Here is a 17,586-nt window from a genome sequence, read left to right as displayed (position 1 = left end):
CGTGCTCAGGCGTTGTCGCAGCTGAGCCGGCCCGGGCCGGGCTACCTCACTCGTGGTTGTCGGGTTCGGGCGAACACTCCTCGTGGATCGATTCGTTTTGCTGGGCAAATGAGGTATAGATCTCGAGCAGAATCTGCTTCTGACGCTCGGTGATCGCCGTGTCGGTGATGACCGCGTCACGCACTTGGCTCTTGTCGCTCGGCTCCAGGATCCCGGCCCGCACGTAGAGGACCTCGGCGGAAACCCGCAGCGCTTTCGCGATCTGACTCAGCACGTCGGCAGAAGGTTTGCGCAGTCCGCGCTCAACCTGGCTCAGATAGGGATTGCTGACACCGGCCAGCTCGGCAAGTTGTCGTACCGAAACCTGCGCGAGTTCGCGCTGGCTTCTGATGAAGCTGCCGATGTCGGAAGCCGCTGTCGACACCTTGGCGGAGAGCGTCTCCTCCGGTGGCATTGCGTGCTCCTACGGTCCGATGACTGACCTTGACAGCAACGAGCGTACGGACATGTGCTTGCATTTGCAAGCAGTAGTTAGCACCCCTAGAAAAAGAGCTGCGCGATGGTGTAGATCACCAGCCCGGCCAGCGATCCGACCACGGTGCCGTTGATCCGGATGAACTGCAGGTCACGGCCCACGTGCAGCTCGATGCGCCGGCTCGCTTCCTCGGCATCCCAGCGTTCGATCGTGTCGGTGATGATCGCGGTGATCTCGACCCCGTACTGCGAGACCAGATGCTGAGCCGCCCGCACGATCCAGCCATCGACCTTGTCGCGCAGCTCGGCGTCGTCGCGCAGCGACTCCCCGATGCGCACGACGCTGTCCGCGATGCGGGTCCGCAACGCACTGGAGGGATCGTCGACGCCCTCGAGCACCAGCCGCTTCAGCGTCTTCCACGCCGTCGCGGCCGCGTTGGCGATTTCGTCGCGGGCCATCAGCTGGTCTTTGATCGCGTCGGCGCGCGCGATGGTGTCCGGGTCGTTTTGCAGATCGTCGGCGAACTCGAACAGGAAGCGGGTCGCCGACCGGCGCAGCTCGTGGTCCGGATTGCGGCGCACCTTGTCGGTGAAGTCCATCAGCTCGCGGTGGATGCGATCGCCGACGAGATGGTCGATGAATCGCGGCGACCAGGTCGGCGAATCACGCTCGACCACCCGCTGGATGATCTCGCCCGCATTCAGCGACCACTGAAAGGCCCGGTCCGCGAGCAATTGGATCAGGGCTTCCTGCCGGTTCTCGGCGAGCAGCGTCGCCAGCACCCGGCCCACCGGCGGCCCCCACTGCGGTTCGGCGATGCGCCGCACGATCATCCGGTCGATCACCTGCTGGACGTCCTCGTCGCGCAGCAACTCGACCAGAACCCGGAGCACCGTCGCGGCCTCGCTGGCCACCCGCTCGGCATGCGCACGCTCCGATAGCCACTTGCCGAGCCGGCCCGGCACCTCGGCGTCGAGCAGCTTGGTTTCGACCACCTCGGGCGACAGGAAGTTTTCCCGCACGAAGGTGCCCAGGCCCTCGCCGAGCTGGTCCTTCTTCCGCTTGATGATCGCGGTGTGCGGGATCGGGATGCCCAACGGGTGTTTGAACAACGCGGTCACCGCAAACCAGTCCGCCAGCGCACCCACCATGCCGGCCTCGGCGGCCGCGCCGACGTAACCGACCCAGGCGCCCGCACCGCCGTGCGCCTGTGCCCATCGGCAGGCCAGAAATACCACCGTGGCACCGACCAGGAAGCTCAGTGCCACCAATTTCATCCGGCGAAGCGCCACCCGGCGCTGCGCGTCCGCCTCGGGATCGGCGCCGGCGAACGACTCGGCGAAGGACGTACGAGTCCGGCCCGCCGCGGCCGTGGGCGTGGTCGGCTCCGGCCGCGTTGCGGCCGGATTCGACCCCTCGGCTCTATGTGACACCCCACCATCATGTCTCGCTGCGGCGAGTTCGTGTTGGGACACCGCCGGTGGAGCCCCTCACACCGGGCGTCCCGTCCGCCAAACAGGCCCCCACGCCGTAGTATCGAGAGCGTCTAGTGAATGGGAATCGTCGACAGTGGCAGAGGAAATCCCGGCTGTAATCGTGAAGACGGACGGTCGTAAGCGGCGTTGGCACCAGCACAAGGTGGAACGCCGTAACGAGCTGGTTGACGGCACGATCGACGCGATCCGCCGACACGGCCGCTACCTCAGCATGGACGAGATCGCTGCCGAGATCGGGGTTTCCAAGACTGTTCTGTATCGCTACTTCGTCGACAAGAACGACCTCACGACCGCGGTGATGATGCGCTTCGCGCAGACCACGCTGATTCCGAACATGGCCGCCGCGCTGACATCCAATCTCGACGGCCTGGACCTGACCCGCGAGGTCATCCGCGTCTACGTCGACACCGTGGCGAACGAACCCGAGCCCTACCGGTTCGTGATGGCCAACAGCTCGGCCAGCAAGAGCAAAGTGATCGCCGACTCCGAGCGGATCATCGCGCGCATGATCGCGGTGCTGATGCGCCGGCGCATGCTGCAGGCCGGGATCGACACCGGCGGCGCGGAACCATGGTCCTACCTGATCGTCGGCGGTGTGCAGTTGGCCACACACTCGTGGATGTCTAATCCGCGGATGACCCGAGACGAACTCATCGACTACTTGACCATGCTCAGCTGGAACGCCCTGTGCGGAATTGTCGAAGTCGGCGGATCGCTGGAGAAGTTCCGCGAGGAGCCGCATCCGTCGCCGATCGCACCACCGCGGGAGCCCTAAACCGCCCCTGGCGTGCGATTCGTTTGTGAATTGCGGCCGTCTCGTGTGACCCTATGTGACGGCCGCGCGCACGAACTGCGCCGACCCAACCCGATAGCATGCAGAGGGCATGCACCGGAGGCCGATGGGCATTCCCCACTTCGTCCCCGCCTCCGGGATACAGAAAGGCTTCTTTCGTTATGGCCGTACAGCTCACGCCGCATTTCGGGAACGTGCAGGCGCACTACGACCTGTCTGACGACTTCTTCCGCCTTTTTCTGGACCCGTCCCAGACCTACAGCTGCGCGTACTTCGAGCGTGACGACATGACCCTGGAAGAGGCGCAGCTCGCCAAGATCGACCTGTCACTGTCGAAGTTGGGACTCGAGCCGGGCATGACATTGCTGGACATCGGCTGCGGCTGGGGCGCCACGCTGCGGCGCGCCATCGAAAAATACGACGTCAACGTCGTGGGCCTGACCCTCTCGGAGAACCAGGCCGAGCACGTTCAGAAGTCGTTCGACCAGCTCGACACCGCGCGGACCCGGCGAGTGCTGCTGGAGGGCTGGGAGAAGTTCGACGAGCCGGTCGACCGGATCGTCTCGATCGGCGCTTTCGAGCACTTCGGCCGCGCCCGCTGGGCCCGCTTTTTCGAGATGGCCTACTCGGTGCTGCCGGCCAACGGCGTGATGATGCTGCACACCATCGTGCGCCCCTCGTTCAAGGAAGCCAGGGCCAAAGGCCTGCCGCTGACCCACGAGGTCGTTCACTTCACGCAGTTCATCCTGGCCGAGATTTTCCCCGGCGGCTGGCTGCCGACGCCGGCGCTGGTGGAAGAGCACGCGGCCGACGCCGGCTTTCGTCTCACCCGGACCCAGTCGCTGCAGCTGCACTACGCGCGCACCCTGGACATGTGGGCGGCCGCGCTGGAAGCCAACAAAGACACGGCGATCGAGATCCAGTCGCAGAAGGTCTACGACCGCTACATGAAGTACCTGACCGGCTGCGCCAAGCTGTTCCGTCAGGGCTACACCGACGTCGACCAGTTCACGCTGGAGAAGTAGACGAAAAGCGGGCCGGCCGAATCAGTCCGGCCCGCCACTGCTGTCGGTAGCTACTTCACGCAGGTGAATTGCCCGACGTTGCAGATGCCCTTGCGGAAGAAGTTCTCGCAGCCCGTCAAGTAGTGCAAGTACCGGTCGTAGATCTCTTCGGACTGGATCTCGATCGCCTTGTCCTTATTGGCCTCAAGGTTGGCGGCCCACATGTTCAGGGTCCGGGCGTAATGCGGCTGCAGCAAGTGCACCTGTTCGACCGAGAATCCAGCGTCGGGTGCGAGCTTCAGCAGGTCTTCCACTGCCGGCAGCTGTCCGCCTGGGAAAATCACCTCGCCGATGAACTTCATGAATCGGATGTCGTTCATCGTCAATTTGACGCCGTTTTCGTGCATCTGCTTCTGTGTGTAAGCCAGAATTGTGTGAAGTAACATCCGGCCGTCGTCGGGCAGGATGTTGTAGGCACGGTCGAAGAACGCGGGATATCGCTCCGACTTGAAGGCTTCGAACGCGCCGATCGTGACGATCCGGTCGACCCGGTCCTCGAATTCTTCCCAGCCCTGCAACCGAATCTCGACGGTGCGGTCGGTGGCGACCTTGGCCATCCGCTTCCTGCTGTACTCGAACTGGTTGCGGCTGAGCGTGATTCCGATGACGTTGACGTCGAACTTCTCGACGGCGCGTTGCAGCGCTCCGCCCCAGCCGCAGCCGATGTCGAGCAAGGTCATCCCGGGCTCGAGGTTCAGCTTGCCCAGCGCCAGATCGAACTTCGCGTTCTGGGCTTCTTCCAGCGTCATGTCGTCACGCTCGAAGTAAGCGCAGGTGTAGCCCATCGTCGGGTCCAGGAACAGTGCGAAAAATTCGTCCGACACGTCGTAGATGGACTGCGACTCTTCGTAATACGGCCTGAGCTGCGTCATGGGGGGATAGATACCTCTCGCGTTGGTGACCGCGGAAATAATACCTGACGCTGGCTTATGGCTCTGAAGACGCAATGCGACAGTCGGCGGATGACTTCGCTTTTCGGCTCAGTACGTGTAGAAACCCTGACCCGATTTCTTGCCCAACATGCCCGCCTCCACCATGCGCAGCAGCAGCGGCGGCGGGCCGTAGTGCGGTTCTTTGAATTCTTCGAACATCTTGTCGGCGATCAGTTTGAGTGTGTCCAAGCCGACAAGATCCGACAGCCGTAGCGGACCCATCGGGTGCGACAGGCCGGCGACGACCGCCTTGTCCACATCCTCGACGGTGGCGAATCCCGCCTCGACCATCCGGACGGCCGACAGCAGGTAGGGCACCAACAGGGCATTCACCACGAAGCCAGACCGGTCCGAACAGCGCACCACCTGCTTGCCCAGCACCGAACTGGCGAACTCCTCGGTGCGCGCGGCGGCGGCTTCGTCGGTAACCAGGGTGCTCACCAATTCGACGAGCGGCAGCACCGGCACCGGATTGAAGAAGTGCAGGCCGAGCACCCGCTGAGGGTTCTTGGTGGCGGCCGCGATCTTCATGATCGGAATGCTCGAGGTGTTCGAGGCCAGCACCGCGTCGGGATCGGTGATCACCTCGTCGAGTTTGGCGAAAACCTCGGCCTTGACGGCGTCGTCCTCGATGATCGCCTCGATGACCAGCTGACGGTCGGCGAGGTCGCTCAGGTCGGTGGTGAAGGTGAGCTGGCTCAGGGCGCGGTCACGTTCGCGCTCGGTCACCTTGCCGGCGCTGACGCCACGCTCCAGCGATTTCACGATGCGGTTCCGGCCCGCGGTGATCAGCGCCTCGGTGGTCTCGTACACCGTGACCGCGACGCCGGCGCGGACCGAGACCTCGGCGATTCCTGACCCCATCTGGCCGGCCCCGACAACCCCAACCCGCTGAATTCCTTTGTCGCTCACTGCGTTTCTCCAGTCGTATGGTCTAGACCGCAATAGGCCCCGCCCAGGATCGCCGGGCGGGGCCTATGCTACTTCAGCCCTGGTTAGGCCGAGATCAGTGACTTCACCTGCCGGTTTCACTTCCTCCTCGCGGACTTACGCCCGCTCAGACTCAGTGACTTAACCTGCCGGTTTCACTTCCTCCTCGCGGACTTACGCCCGCTCAGACTCAGTGACTTAACCTGCCGGTTTCACTTCCTCCTCGCGGACTTACGCCCGCTCAGACTCAGTGAAACTGACCCTCTTCGGTCGAGCCGGTCAGCGCGGTGGTCGACGACGTCGGGTCCACCGTGGTGGCGATGCGGTCGAAGTAACCGGCACCGACCTCGCGCTGGTGCTTGGTCGCGGTGTAGCCGCGCTCCTCGGCGGCGAACTCGCGCTCCTGCAGCTCGACGTAGGCGCTCATCTGGTTGCGGGCGTAGCCGTAGGCCAGATCGAACATCGAGTAGTTCAGTGCGTGGAAGCCGGCCAGCGTGATGAACTGGAACTTGAATCCCATTGCGCCAAGCTCTTTTTGGAACTTCGCGATGGTGGAGTCGTCCAGGTGCTTCTTCCAGTTGAAGGAAGGCGAGCAGTTGTAGGCCAGCATCTGGTCGGGGAACTCGGACTTGACGCCCTCAGCGAACTTGGCCGCGAGCTCGAGGTCCGGGGTCCCGGTCTCCATCCAGATCAGGTCCGAGTACGGCGCGTAGGCCTTGGCCCGCGCGATGCACGGCTCCAGGCCGTTGCGGACGCGGTAGAAGCCTTCCTTGGTCCGCTCACCAGTGATGAACGGCTGGTCGCGCTCGTCGACATCCGAGGTGATCAGGGTGGCCGCCTCGGCGTCGGTACGGGCGATCACGACCGTCGGCACACCGGCGACGTCGGCGGCCAGACGCGCCGAGGTCAGGGTGCGGATGTGCTGCTGAGTCGGGATCAGCACCTTGCCACCGAGGTGGCCGCACTTCTTCTCCGAAGCCAGCTGATCTTCCCAGTGCGACCCCGCGACGCCTGCGGCGATCATCGCCTTCTGAAGCTCGTACACGTTGAGAGCGCCACCGAAACCGGCCTCGCCGTCGGCGACGATCGGGGCCAGCCAGTTCTCCACCGACCGGTCGCCTTCGACCTTGGCGATCTCATCGGCGCGCAGCAGCGCGTTGTTGATGCGACGGATGACCTGCGGCACGGAGTTGGCCGGGTACAGGCTCTGGTCGGGGTAAGTGTGGCCGGACAGGTTCGCGTCACCGGCGACCTGCCAACCGGACAGGTAGATGGCCTTCAGGCCGGCGCGCACCTGCTGCACGGCCATGTTGCCGGTCAGGGCGCCCAGGGCGTTGATGTACTCCAGGTCGTGCAGCTGCTCCCAGAGCACCTCGGCGCCGCGACGGGCCAGGGTGTGCTCCTCGACGACGCTGCCCTGCAGGGCCACCACGTCCTCAGCGGTGTAGGTGCGGCTGGTGTCCTTCCAACGGGGGTTGGTGTCCCAGTCGTGCTGGATCTGCTCGGCGCTCTTCGGGGTGCCAACAACAGACATTGGGCTTACTCCTTTGATTCTGAATTCTGAGCCGGACCGCGCGTCTTGCGATGATTAAGGCTCAACTTCGCTCGTGTGCTAACACGACCATGGCACAGGCTGTTGATGCTGGTCCACCCATTTTCATTGCCAATTTTGGCCACGACTCCGCGCCCATTTTGCAAAGTTTGCAAAGATGTACGGCAACTGAACCGTTACAGAAGCTACCCGTCAGTAACCGGTATCCGCAGGTCAGCCAGCGATTTACCAGGACGCTTGTCCGGTTAGAGATTGAAGAGCGAAGCGACCGCTTTCGTCTCGTCTCCGACCGCATATGTGAGCGTTCTAACAGGGCGGTCGACGAGTCCGGCGCCGAACTGCTCGGTCGATCCGGCCGGATGAATGTGCGAGATGATCTCCAGCTTGTCGCCCAGCGCCACCGGCGCCTCGTGCTCGATCGTGATGCGCAGCGGCTCCCGCATCAAGTCCACATGCGACGCCAGGTAGTCCTCGATGACGCTCCAATAGACCGAGTTGTTGACGTGGTCGAACAGATCGATGTCGGTGACCCGGATCGGGAACTCGTGGATCTCGGCCGCGTCGTCGCGGCTGCCCGGCTTCAGGTAGCCCTTCCACCGCAACCGGTCGACGGACGTGGTCTTGTGCAATCCCTCGAGGAAGTCGTCGGAGATGCGCGACGGCATCTGGGTTTCCCGGTTGATGTTGATCCAGAAGGCCTCGGATTCGATCAGGCCGCCCTTGCGTCCGTCCACCCGGACCCGCATCTCGCACCACCGGTTGGAGGTGCCCGAACACCAGCGCCGGCAGCGCAGCATGTCCTGGAACTCGATCGGCCGCAATAAATCGAGCATCGTGCGCCGGACGATCCACAGCGGATGGGTCTCCTCAAAGCCCATCTCGCGCAGCTGGTCCTGGCCGATGTCCTGAATGTGCCGGCAGGCGGCGTCCAACCGCAGCCGTCCGGTGCGGTCGATGTCGCCGACTCGCAGCGGCCACTCCCGGTCGAACACGTCGGGGTGACCGTCGGGCACCGGCATCATTGATTTGTCCAGGCTCACGACTTCGCTCCCCAATTGCCTCACGTGCGGAATCCCGGGGGTTTACCCGAGACCCCGAGGCGAATCATGCCAACGAGCGCGGACAAACGCCAAACCTGACGACGCGGATTCGTGGTTGCCAAGTCTGCAAATCCATTCTTCGCAACCCGGGTAAGCTGGCATAATGTCCAAAACGTTCGTCGGGTCGCGCGTTCGCCAGCTGCGCAACGAGCGCGGGTTCTCACAGGCCGCGCTGGCCCAACTGCTCGAGATCTCGCCGAGCTACCTCAACCAGATCGAGCACGACGTCCGCCCCCTCACGGTGGCCGTACTGCTGCGGATCACCGAGGTGTTCGGCGTGGACGCGACCTTCTTCGCCTCCCAGGACGACACCCGCCTGGTCGCCGAGTTGCGCGAGGTGACCATGGATCGCGATCTGGACATCAACGTCGACGCACCCGAGGTCGCCGAGATGGTCAACGCCCACCCGGCCCTGGCCCGCGCGGTGGTCAACCTGCACCGGCGCTACCGGCTCACCACCGCCCAGCTGGCCGCCGCCACCGAGGAGCGCTACTCCGACGGCAGCGGCAGCGGATCCATCACGATGCCGCACGAGGAGGTGCGCGACTACTTCTACCAACGGCAGAACTACCTGCACGAGCTGGACACCGCGGCCGAAGACCTGACGGTCCACACCCGGCTGAACCACGGCGACCTGGCCCGCGAATTGACCCGGCGGCTCACCGAGGTGCACGGCGTCCACATCAACAGGCGCATCGACCTGGGCGACACGGTCCTGCACCGCTACGAGCCCAAGACCAAGACGCTGGAGATGAGCAATCACCTGTCGCTGGGCCAGCAGGTCTTCAAGATGGCCGCCGAGCTGGCCTACCTCGAATTCGGCGACCTGATCGACAGCATGGTCGCCGAGGGCAAATTCACCAGCGACGAGTCCCACACGCTGGCCCGGCTGGGGCTGGCCAATTACTTCGCCGCCGCCGCGGTGCTGCCCTACCGCCAATTCCACGACGTCACCGAGAATTTCCGCTACGACGTCGAGCGCCTGTCGGCGTTCTACTCGGTGAGCTACGAAACCATCGCGCACCGGCTCTCCACGATGCAACGGCCGTCGATGCGGGGAGTGCCGTTCTCGTTCGTCCGGGTGGATCGCGCCGGCAACATGTCGAAGCGCCAGTCCGCCACCGGTTTTCACTTCTCCTCCAGCGGCGGCACCTGCCCGCTGTGGAACGTCTACGAGACGTTTGCCAACCCGGGCAAGATCCTGGTGCAGATCGCCCAGATGCCCGACGGACGCAACTACATGTGGGTGGCCCGCACCGTGGAGCGCCGTGCTGCCCGGTATGGTCAGCCGGGTAAAACCTTCGCGATCGGGCTGGGCTGCGAGCTGCGGCACGCGCACCGGCTCGTCTACTCGGAAGGACTGGACTTGTCCGGAGACCCAGGCCGTTCAGCCACACCCATCGGCGCGGGTTGCCGTGTCTGCGAACGCGATAACTGTCCACAGCGAGCCTTCCCCGCGTTGGGCCGCGCCCTCGATCTCGACGAGCACCGCAGCACGGTGTCGCCGTACCTGGTGAAACAGCCATGAGCGACACGCAGACCGGCCCCGTCGCCCGCATCCCGTCGTCCACCAAGTTTCGCCGGCTGGGCCCGATCAACTGGCTGCTGGCCAAAGGCGCTGCCCGCAAATTGCAGGCACCCGAGATGCATCTGTTCACCACCCTCGGTCAGCGCCAAGGTTTGTTCTGGGCATGGTCGCTCTACGGCGGCCGGCTGTTGCGCGGCCGGTTGCCCCGGGTGGACACCGAATTGGTGATCCTGCGCGTCGCGCATCTGCGCTCGAGCGAATACGAGCTGCAGCATCATCGGAAGATGGCACGCCGATTCGGTCTGGACGCTCACATGCAGGAGACGATCTTCGCGTGGCCCGACGCTCCGGACGGCGACGGGCCCCGGGTGATACTGAGCGCGCGGCAACAGGCGCTGCTGAACGCGACCGATGAGCTGATCAAGAACCGGTCCATCAGCGAGGACACCTGGCGACAACTCGCGATGCACCTCGACCGACACCGGCTCATCGAATTCTGCTTGCTCGCAACGCAATACGATGGGCTGGCCGCGACGATATCCGCCTTGAACATCGAGTTGGACAACCCGAGATAGTGCCTCAGCCGTAGACGTCGGCCAGCACAGCCAGCGTCAAAATCACCGGCAGTATTGGCAAGTCGAAGGCGAACGCCGCCCACAGGTACTTGCGGCGCCGGCGCAACACGAAGCCCCCAATCGCGGCGAAAACTCCGAACAGCACCGACCCCAGCAACACCAGCGGACCCCAGTGGCCCGCTGTCGCGTTGTCACCGACGAGCGAAATGGCAACCAGCCACAGCACATAACCTGTCGCCGCACCGGCCAGGGCACCGAGAATGGTCTCGCCGCGGATCATCGGCGCTCAGAAGTTGATCATATGGCCGGTCAGGCCGTGGAAGCACTCCTGCAGCGCCTCGGACATGGTCGGGTGGGTGTGCACGTTGCGGGCCAACTCGGTGGCGGTCAGGTCCCACTTCTGCGCCAGGGTGAGTTCGGGCAGCAGCTCGGACACGTCGTGGCCGACCAGATGGCCGCCCAGTAATTCGCCGTACTTGGCGTCGGCGACCAGCTTGACGAAACCGCTGGGGTCGCCCACGCCGTGCGCTTTGGCGTTGGCGGTGAACGGGAACTTGGCCACCACCACGTCGTAGCCTTCCTCGCGGGCCTGCTCCTCGGTCAGCCCGAAGCTGGCGACGTTCGGCTGGCAGAACGTCGCACGCGGCAACATCCGGTAGTCGCCGAGCGCCAAAGTCTCTGCGCCGGCGATGGTTTCGGCCGCCACCACTCCCATGGCCTCGGCAACGTGGGCCAGCATCAGCTTTCCGGTGACATCGCCGATCGCGTAGACGTGGTCGACGTTGGTGCGCATGTAGTCGGTGATCCCGATGGCCTTGCGGTCGGTCAGCGCGACCCCGGCCTTGTCCAGTCCGTAGCCGTCGACGTTGGGCGCGAAACCGATGGCCTGCAACACCTTTTCGGCTTTCAGCTCCTCCGACTTACCGTCCTTGCTAATCGCCACCCGGACCACGGACCCGTCGTCGGAGATGGACTCGACTTTCGTTCCGGTCAGGATCTTGACGCCCAGTTTCTTGAACTGCTTCTCAACCTCTTTGGAGACCTCGGCGTCCTCGTTGGGCAGCGCTCGCGGCAAGAACTCGACGATGGTGACGTCGACGCCGTAGTTCTTCAGCACATAGCCGAACTCCATGCCGATCGCCCCGGCGCCGGCGATGACGATCGACTGCGGCAGCTCCCGTGTCAGGATCAGTTCTTCGTAGGTGACCACGTTTTCCGACAGCGACGTGCCCGGCACCAGGCGGGTGCTGCTCCCGGTGGCGATGATGACGTTGTCGAACGTGACCGTGACCGGATTTCCAGCGCCACCGTCTTCGTTCAATTCGACCGACAGCGTGTGAGCGTCGGTGAAGCGGCCGTAACCGTGGATCTCAGTGATTTTGTTCTTCTTCATCAGGAAGTGCACGCCGGCGACGCGGCCCTCGGCCACCTTGCGGCTGCGGTCGAACGCGACCCCGTAGTCGAAGGTCGCCTCGCCGCTGATGCCGAACGTCTTGGCTTCTTTGGTGAAGATGTGCGCGAGTTCGGCGTTGCGCAGCAGCGCCTTGGACGGGATGCAGCCGACGTTGAGGCAGACGCCGCCCCAGTATTTCGGCTCGACGATTGCGGTGTTCAGGCCGAGCTGCGCGGCGCGAATCGCTGCGACATATCCGCCGGGACCAGCTCCAAGGACAACGACGTCATAGTGAGAAGTCACGAGCCCACACTAGTGGGCGAGGACTTCTCCCCGCACGACACCGTGGGCCACCCGAACCACCCTGATGGGTCAATACGGGATGACGCCGACCAGACAGTGACCCGTTCGTGCGCAGTAGTAATAGCCGTACAACGGTGCCGCGGCGGCGACGGACGCAAACGGTCCGGACATCACCGCAATGGACAGCGCCGCGATCATCGGCCGGCCCTGAACCATCGCCAGCATCACGCCGCCGACGGTGCACGCGACGACGTAGACCAGCGCCATGAAGACCGCCGGCGTCTTGTCGATGGTGTGGAACCACCAATAGAACAGGCTCAGCCCGACCTCGGCCGTCGCGGCCCACACGCCGAGGATCACCAGCGCCAATTTCCACCACTTCAGGTACTGGTAGCGGCCGGGGACGGTGACGGACTGCACCGGCGCAACGGCCGGCTCGGCATCCGCTTCGGAGGCAACAGCGGGCGCCTCGACCGGGGCTTCGACGGCCGCGGATTCGGCCGGCTGCTTCGCGGCGACGGGGATGAGCTGCACGCCGGTGTCGTCGAAGTTCGGCACGAACGGCACCGACTGCTCACCGGTGTCGTCGAAGTCCGGGACGAATCCCTGCGTGCCGGTGTCCTCGAAATCCGGGACGAACGGCGCCGTCCCGGGACTGGTCGCGGGGTCGTGCTCGGCCTTTTTGTCAGGCACGAGAGGTCACCTCGAGGGCGACGAGCACCCCGAACCAGCCGGGACCGATGGCCAGAATGAACGCGCCCAGCGTCGTGACCCATCGACGTCCCGAGAACAGGATCGTCAGCAACCCGATCACTCCGGGCAGCCCGACCACCACGGCGATGACGATGTCGGGCCGCACCGGGGTATGGACCAGCACCGTCAACGCCACCCCCGCCAGCAACCCGACCGCGGTGCCGATCAGCATCGCGCTGGCCAGCAGCCAGGGCCGGGGTAGCGGTATCACCTCATCGAGGGTACTGAGTCACGGACTACGAGGCGGGCACGTTTCCGGCACGGCTTCGTCAATCACCGGGCCCCGAGCCGACGGGCGCTCGCCGCGCTCATAGGCGGCGCCGGTGATCACCGGGACGGCGCCGAGCTGGGCTTTCTCCTCGTCGGTGAAGACGCGGCCGCGACTGAGAAACCGCACACCCTCGGGTGCCTCCAGGCTGAATCCGCCGCCGCGGCCGGGCACGACATCGATGACCAGCTGGGTGTGTTTCCAGGCCGCGTACTGCGGGCCCGAGATCCACACCGCGACGCCGTCGGCGCCCACGTCGAGGACGCCGAGCAGCACGTCGCGGTCGCCGACGAGGAAGTCGCCACGCGGGTAGCACATCGGTGACGACCCGTCACAGCAGCCGCCGGACTGGTGGAACATCACCGGCCCGTGCCGCTGCTGCAGCCGAACCAGCAGTTCGGCGGCGGCCTCGGTGATGACGACACCTGCTGGGGCCGCCGTGGCGCGCATCAGAAGAAGCCCTGCGCCTTATCGGCGTAGGACACCAACAGGTTCTTGGTCTGCTGGTAGTGGTCGAGCGCCATCTGGTGGGTCTCGCGGCCGAACCCGGATTGCTTATAACCGCCGAACGCCGAGTGCGGCGGGTACATGTGGTAGCAGTTGACCCACACCCGGCCGGCCTTGATCTCGCGGCCGGCGCGGTAGGCCGTGTTGCCGTCGCGGCTCCACACCCCGGCACCCAGACCGTAGAGGGTGTCGTTGGCGATCCTCATCGCGTCGTCGAAATCGGCGAACGACGTCACCGTCACCACCGGCCCGAAGATCTCCTCCTGGAAGACGCGCATCGTGTTGTTGCCCGAGAAGATCGTCGGCTGCATGTAGTAGCCGCCGGACAGATCGCCGCCGAGCTCGGCACGCTCACCGCCGGTGATGACCTTGGCGCCCTCCCCCTTGCCGATCTCGACGTAGGACAGGATTTTCTCCAGCTGATCGTTGGAGGCCTGCGAACCGATCATGGTCTCGGTGTCCAGCGGGTCGCCCTGCCGCACCGCCTTGGTCCGGATCGCGGCCAGCTCCAGGAACTCGTCGTGAATGTCGGACTGGATCAGGCTGCGCGACGGGCAGGTGCACACCTCGCCCTGGTTGAGGGCGAACATTGTGAAGCCCTCGAGAGCCTTGTCCTGGAAATTGTCGTTGGCGGCCATCACGTCGGAGAAGAAAATGTTCGGGCTCTTGCCGCCGAGCTCCAGCGTGACCGGGATCAGGTTCTGCGATGCGTACTGCATGATCAGACGCCCGGTGGTGGTCTCCCCGGTGAACGAGACCTTGGCGATGCGGTCGCTGGACGCCAGCGGCTTGCCGGCCTCGACGCCGAAGCCGCTGACGATGTTGAGCACACCCGGCGGGATCAGGTCGGCGATCAGCGACATCAGGTAGAGGATCGACGCCGGTGTCTGCTCGGCGGGCTTGAGCACCACCGTGTTGCCGGCGGCCAGCGCCGGCGCCAGCTTCCAGGCGCCCATCAGGATCGGGAAGTTCCACGGGATGATCTGGCCGACGACGCCGAGCGGCTCGTGGAAGTGGTAGGCCACGGTGTCTTCGTCGATCTGTGACAGCGAGCCCTCCTGGGCGCGAATCGCGGCGGCGAAATACCGGAAATGATCGGCGGCCAGCGGGATGTCGGCGGCCAGCGTCTCGCGGATCGGCTTGCCGTTCTCCCAGACTTCGGCGACTGCCAACGAATCCTTGTTCGCTTCAATGCGATCCGCGATCTTGCTCAGCACCGCGGCCCGCTCGGCCGGTGACGTCTTGCCCCATGCCGGGGCGGCCGCGTGGGCGGCGTCGAGCGCCTTGTCGATGTCGGCCTCGTCGGACCGCGCCACTTCGCAGAAGGTTTGGCCGGTCACCGGCGTCGGGTTCTCGAAGTAGAGACCCTTGGCGGGGGCGACCCACTCACCCCCGATGAAGTTGTCGTACCGCGATTCATACGACATCAGGGCCCCGCTGGAACCCGGGCGTGCGAAGACAGTCATCAGCTCGACTCCCGTTCTGCTTCACCTGTAATACAGCTCACATTACCGCTGGGACCACAATGGCTTCCATGACAGGGCTTGCATGACAGCGACAGATCACGGCTCCGACGACCCGTATCTGTGGCTCGAGGACGTCACCGGCGAAGAGGCACTGGATTGGGTGCGCGCGCGCAACAAGCCGACGCTGGCGCAGTTCTGCGGGGGCCGGTACGAGGCGGACTTCGAACGGATGCGCGCCGAGGCGCTGGAGGTGCTCGACACCGACGCCCGCATCCCCTATGTGCGCCGCCGCGGCGACTACCTCTACAACTTCTGGCGCGACGCCGCCAACCCGCGCGGGCTCTGGCGGCGCACCACGCTGGACAGCTACCGCGGCGACTCCCCCGAATGGGACGTGCTGATCGATGTCGACGAGCTCGGCTGCGCGGACGACGAGAAGTGGGTGTGGGCGGGCGCCACGGTCATCGAACCCGAGTTCACCCGCGCCCTGGTCAATCTCTCCCCCGGCGGCTCGGACGCGGTGATCGTGCGCGAATTCGACATGCGCACACGCCAATTCATCCCCGACGGTTTCGCACTGCCGGAAGCCAAGTCGCAGATCGGCTGGGCCGACCCGGATACGGTGCTGGTCGGCACGGACTTCGGTCCCGATTCGCTGACCGAATCCGGATACCCGCGCATCGTGAAGCGATGGCATCGCGGCACCCCGTTGAGCGAGGCCGAGACGATCTTCTCCGGCACGCGCACGGACGTCAGCGCCGGGGCGAACGCCGACCGGACGCCGGGCTTCGAGCGCAGCTTCGCGGGCCGTTCCATCGACTTCTGGAATTCGGAGCTCTACGAAATACGCGGATCGGAGCTGATCCGCATCGACGTGCCCACCGACGCGAGCACGTCGATCCACCGTGAATGGCTGTTGATCGAGCTGCGCAGCGATTGGACGCTCGGCGCCGCCACCTATCGCGCCGGCTCGCTGCTGGCCGCCGGTTACGACGAATTCCTCGCCGGCACAGCCGATGTGCAGGTGGTCTTCGAACCAGACGAGCACACCTGCCTGCACCAGACGGCGTGGACCCGCGACCGGCTGTTACTGGTCACGTTGGCCGACGTCGCCAGCCGGGTCGAAATCGTCACACCCGGCACCTGGCGGCGCGAAACGATCGCCGGAATCCCGCCGGCAACCAACACGGTGATCGCGGCCGCCGACGACACCGGCGACGAATTCTTCTTGGATTCAAGTGGATTCGATATGCCGTCGCGGCTGCTGCGCGGCACCGGCGACGGGGAGCTCGAGCAGATCAAGTCCGCGCCGGCATTCTTCGATGCCGAAAACCTGGACGTGCAGCAGTATTTCGTGCCGTCGAACGACGGGACAAGGATCCCGTACTTCGTGGTGCGATCACGCGCGATCGAAGGCCCCGGTCCCACCCTGCTGAGCGGTTACGGCGGTTTCGAATCCTCCAGGACGCCCGGGTACAGCGGGGTGTTGGGCCGGCTGTGGCTGGCTCGCGGCGGCACCTACGTGATGGCCAACATTCGCGGCGGCGGCGAGTACGGGCCACGCTGGCATACCCAGGCGATGCGCGAAAACCGGCACCGGGTCGACGAGGATTTCGCCGCGGTGGCAGACGATTTGGTGAACCGCGGCCTCACCAGCGTCGCGCAGCTGGGCGCCCAGGGCGGCAGCAACGGCGGCCTGCTGATGGGCATCATGCTGACCAAATACCCGGAGAAATTCGGCGCGTTGGTCTGCGATGTGCCGCTGCTGGACATGAAGCGCTATCACCTGCTGCTGGCCGGCGCGTCATGGGTGGCCGAATACGGCGACCCCGACAACCCGGACGACTGGGAATTCATCTCTGAATACTCTCCGTACCAGAACATTTCGGCGACACGTGATTACCCTCAGGTGCTGTTCACCACGTCGACGCGTGACGACCGGGTGCATCCCGGCCACGCCCGCAAGATGGTCGCGGCACTGCAGGCCGCGGGCCACCGGGTTTGGTTGTACGAGAACATCGAGGGCGGGCACGCCGGTGCGGCGGACAATGAGCAAGCCGCCTTCAAATCGGCCCTGAGTTATTCGTTCCTATGGCGCACGCTGGGAGGCCAACCGTGAAGATCCTCGACATCATCGAATTCGGCATGGTCATTGCTGGTCTGATCCTGATCATCGCGGGGTGGGCGCAGGCACGATTTCGATTCATCTCGCAACGCCGCAAGGCCCGGTACTTCTACTGGGGGACCTCGGCTCTCGGCATCGTCCTTTTCGGCTTCGGGACCGGACAGCTGTGGCCGAACGCCGTCATCACGACACTGATCTTCTCCACCCTCGTGCTGAGCACCGCCTATTTCACCACGCCCTACCTGAAGATCGGCGACCAGATCTACGCGTCGACTCCGGAAAATCGCGAACCCGACCCGCCCGTCGAGGACCACTAGCCCACACTG

18 protein-coding genes are annotated in these 17,586 nt (G+C 64.8%); 6 read left to right on the top strand and 12 right to left on the bottom strand.

Features of this window, described 5'->3' with window-relative positions; all coding sequences use genetic code 11:
- Window positions 1-46: 46 nt before the first annotated feature.
- Together AC5Y5O_RS01505 and AC5Y5O_RS01500 are read right to left on the bottom strand one after the other, a co-directional pair.
- Window positions 47-454, bottom strand: a complete 408-nt coding sequence (locus AC5Y5O_RS01505) for a helix-turn-helix domain-containing protein (protein WP_096284459.1) — start codon at window positions 452-454, stop codon at window positions 47-49.
- Between the two features lie 86 nt (window positions 455-540).
- Window positions 541-1,908, bottom strand: a complete 1,368-nt coding sequence (locus tag AC5Y5O_RS01500; RefSeq protein ID WP_165796292.1) for a DUF445 domain-containing protein — start codon at window positions 1,906-1,908, stop codon at window positions 541-543.
- Between the two features lie 136 nt (window positions 1,909-2,044).
- Between AC5Y5O_RS01500 and AC5Y5O_RS01495 the strand changes: the two genes are divergently transcribed.
- Entirely contained in the window at window positions 2,045-2,746 is a 702-nt protein-coding gene (locus AC5Y5O_RS01495; RefSeq protein ID WP_096284457.1) for a TetR/AcrR family transcriptional regulator, read from the top strand.
- A 179-nt stretch (window positions 2,747-2,925) separates the two neighbouring features.
- A complete protein-coding gene (pcaA, locus tag AC5Y5O_RS01490; protein ID WP_096284455.1) occupies window positions 2,926-3,789 on the top strand; it encodes a cyclopropane mycolic acid synthase PcaA in 864 nt (287 codons plus the stop codon).
- Between the two features lie 50 nt (window positions 3,790-3,839).
- On the opposite strand, the gene AC5Y5O_RS01485 is transcribed toward pcaA, so the two are convergent.
- The 4 genes from AC5Y5O_RS01485 to AC5Y5O_RS01470 form a co-directional block, all read right to left on the bottom strand.
- Window positions 3,840-4,700: a cyclopropane mycolic acid synthase family methyltransferase gene (locus tag AC5Y5O_RS01485; protein WP_500023407.1), complete on the bottom strand. Its 861-nt coding sequence runs from the start codon at window positions 4,698-4,700 to the stop codon at window positions 3,840-3,842.
- 108 nt (window positions 4,701-4,808) lie between these two features.
- Complete coding sequence (locus AC5Y5O_RS01480; protein ID WP_096284451.1) at window positions 4,809-5,672, bottom strand: 3-hydroxybutyryl-CoA dehydrogenase; 864 nt, start codon at window positions 5,670-5,672, stop codon at window positions 4,809-4,811.
- A 265-nt stretch (window positions 5,673-5,937) separates the two neighbouring features.
- Window positions 5,938-7,224, bottom strand: a complete 1,287-nt coding sequence (aceA, locus tag AC5Y5O_RS01475) for an isocitrate lyase (RefSeq protein WP_096284449.1) — start codon at window positions 7,222-7,224, stop codon at window positions 5,938-5,940.
- Between the two features lie 263 nt (window positions 7,225-7,487).
- The gene (locus tag AC5Y5O_RS01470) at window positions 7,488-8,282 is read right to left on the bottom strand and encodes an acyl-[acyl-carrier-protein] thioesterase (protein ID WP_096284447.1); all 795 of its coding nucleotides are present in this window, start codon (window positions 8,280-8,282) and stop codon (window positions 7,488-7,490) included.
- Between the two features lie 163 nt (window positions 8,283-8,445).
- Between AC5Y5O_RS01470 and ramB the strand changes: the two genes are divergently transcribed.
- Both ramB and AC5Y5O_RS01460 read left to right on the top strand, forming a co-directional pair.
- A complete protein-coding gene (gene ramB / locus AC5Y5O_RS01465; RefSeq protein WP_096284445.1) occupies window positions 8,446-9,870 on the top strand; it encodes an acetate metabolism transcriptional regulator RamB in 1,425 nt (474 codons plus the stop codon).
- Window positions 9,867-10,445: a carboxymuconolactone decarboxylase family protein gene (locus AC5Y5O_RS01460; protein WP_096284443.1), complete on the top strand. Its 579-nt coding sequence runs from the start codon at window positions 9,867-9,869 to the stop codon at window positions 10,443-10,445. Before ramB ends, AC5Y5O_RS01460 begins: the two co-directional genes overlap by 4 nt.
- Window positions 10,446-10,449: 4 nt before the next feature.
- On the opposite strand, the gene AC5Y5O_RS01455 is transcribed toward AC5Y5O_RS01460, so the two are convergent.
- From AC5Y5O_RS01455 to exaC, 6 genes are all read right to left on the bottom strand, one after another.
- Entirely contained in the window at window positions 10,450-10,725 is a 276-nt protein-coding gene (locus tag AC5Y5O_RS01455) for a hypothetical protein (RefSeq protein WP_096284440.1), read from the bottom strand.
- A gap of 6 nt (window positions 10,726-10,731) precedes the next feature.
- Window positions 10,732-12,141 (bottom strand): dihydrolipoyl dehydrogenase, encoded by a 1,410-nt coding sequence (gene lpdA, locus AC5Y5O_RS01450; RefSeq protein WP_096284438.1) that lies wholly within the window; start codon window positions 12,139-12,141, stop codon window positions 10,732-10,734.
- Window positions 12,142-12,210: 69 nt separating this feature from the next.
- Window positions 12,211-12,834 carry a hypothetical protein gene (locus AC5Y5O_RS01445; RefSeq protein ID WP_096284436.1) on the bottom strand — a complete coding sequence of 208 codons (624 nt, stop codon included), beginning with the start codon at window positions 12,832-12,834 and terminating at the stop codon, window positions 12,211-12,213.
- A complete protein-coding gene (locus tag AC5Y5O_RS01440) occupies window positions 12,827-13,105 on the bottom strand; it encodes a putative holin (protein ID WP_096284434.1) in 279 nt (92 codons plus the stop codon). Before AC5Y5O_RS01440 ends, AC5Y5O_RS01445 begins: the two co-directional genes overlap by 8 nt.
- A gap of 18 nt (window positions 13,106-13,123) precedes the next feature.
- Complete coding sequence (locus tag AC5Y5O_RS01435; protein WP_096284432.1) at window positions 13,124-13,612, bottom strand: DUF779 domain-containing protein; 489 nt, start codon at window positions 13,610-13,612, stop codon at window positions 13,124-13,126.
- Window positions 13,612-15,135 (bottom strand): acetaldehyde dehydrogenase ExaC, encoded by a 1,524-nt coding sequence (gene exaC, locus AC5Y5O_RS01430; protein ID WP_096284430.1) that lies wholly within the window; start codon window positions 15,133-15,135, stop codon window positions 13,612-13,614. The genes AC5Y5O_RS01435 and exaC overlap by 1 nt, the downstream gene beginning before the upstream one ends.
- A gap of 82 nt (window positions 15,136-15,217) precedes the next feature.
- Here exaC and AC5Y5O_RS01425 point away from each other — a divergent pair, with 82 nt between their 5' ends.
- Window positions 15,218-17,254 carry a prolyl oligopeptidase family serine peptidase gene (locus tag AC5Y5O_RS01425; protein WP_096284428.1) on the top strand — a complete coding sequence of 679 codons (2,037 nt, stop codon included), beginning with the start codon at window positions 15,218-15,220 and terminating at the stop codon, window positions 17,252-17,254.
- Window positions 17,251-17,577, top strand: coding sequence for a hypothetical protein (locus AC5Y5O_RS01420; protein WP_243393754.1), 327 nt, complete (start codon window positions 17,251-17,253; stop codon window positions 17,575-17,577). The genes AC5Y5O_RS01425 and AC5Y5O_RS01420 overlap by 4 nt, the downstream gene beginning before the upstream one ends.
- The last annotated feature ends 9 nt before the right edge of the window (window positions 17,578-17,586 follow it).

The sequence above is a fragment of the Mycobacterium sp. NGS40 genome (assembly GCF_059812735.1).
The sequence above is the reverse complement of the archived record's forward strand: the minus strand, read 5'-3'. Positions and strand labels throughout refer to the sequence as shown.

What these genes read in the sequence shown, in the direction of transcription:
- AC5Y5O_RS01505 (WP_096284459.1), bottom strand. Translation starts at nt 454, where the DNA reads ATGCCACCGGAGGAGACGCTCTCCGCCAAGGTGTCGACAGCGGCTTCC.
- pcaA (WP_096284455.1), top strand. Translation starts at nt 2,926, where the DNA reads ATGGCCGTACAGCTCACGCCGCATTTCGGGAACGTGCAGGCGCACTAC.
- AC5Y5O_RS01485 (WP_500023407.1), bottom strand. Translation starts at nt 4,700, where the DNA reads ATGACGCAGCTCAGGCCGTATTACGAAGAGTCGCAGTCCATCTACGAC.
- aceA (WP_096284449.1), bottom strand. Translation starts at nt 7,224, where the DNA reads ATGTCTGTTGTTGGCACCCCGAAGAGCGCCGAGCAGATCCAGCACGAC.
- ramB (WP_096284445.1), top strand. Translation starts at nt 8,446, where the DNA reads ATGTCCAAAACGTTCGTCGGGTCGCGCGTTCGCCAGCTGCGCAACGAG.
- AC5Y5O_RS01460 (WP_096284443.1), top strand. Translation starts at nt 9,867, where the DNA reads ATGAGCGACACGCAGACCGGCCCCGTCGCCCGCATCCCGTCGTCCACC.
- AC5Y5O_RS01455 (WP_096284440.1), bottom strand. Translation starts at nt 10,725, where the DNA reads ATGATCCGCGGCGAGACCATTCTCGGTGCCCTGGCCGGTGCGGCGACA.
- AC5Y5O_RS01435 (WP_096284432.1), bottom strand. Translation starts at nt 13,612, where the DNA reads ATGCGCGCCACGGCGGCCCCAGCAGGTGTCGTCATCACCGAGGCCGCC.
- exaC (WP_096284430.1), bottom strand. Translation starts at nt 15,135, where the DNA reads ATGACTGTCTTCGCACGCCCGGGTTCCAGCGGGGCCCTGATGTCGTAT.
- AC5Y5O_RS01425 (WP_096284428.1), top strand. Translation starts at nt 15,218, where the DNA reads ATGACAGCGACAGATCACGGCTCCGACGACCCGTATCTGTGGCTCGAG.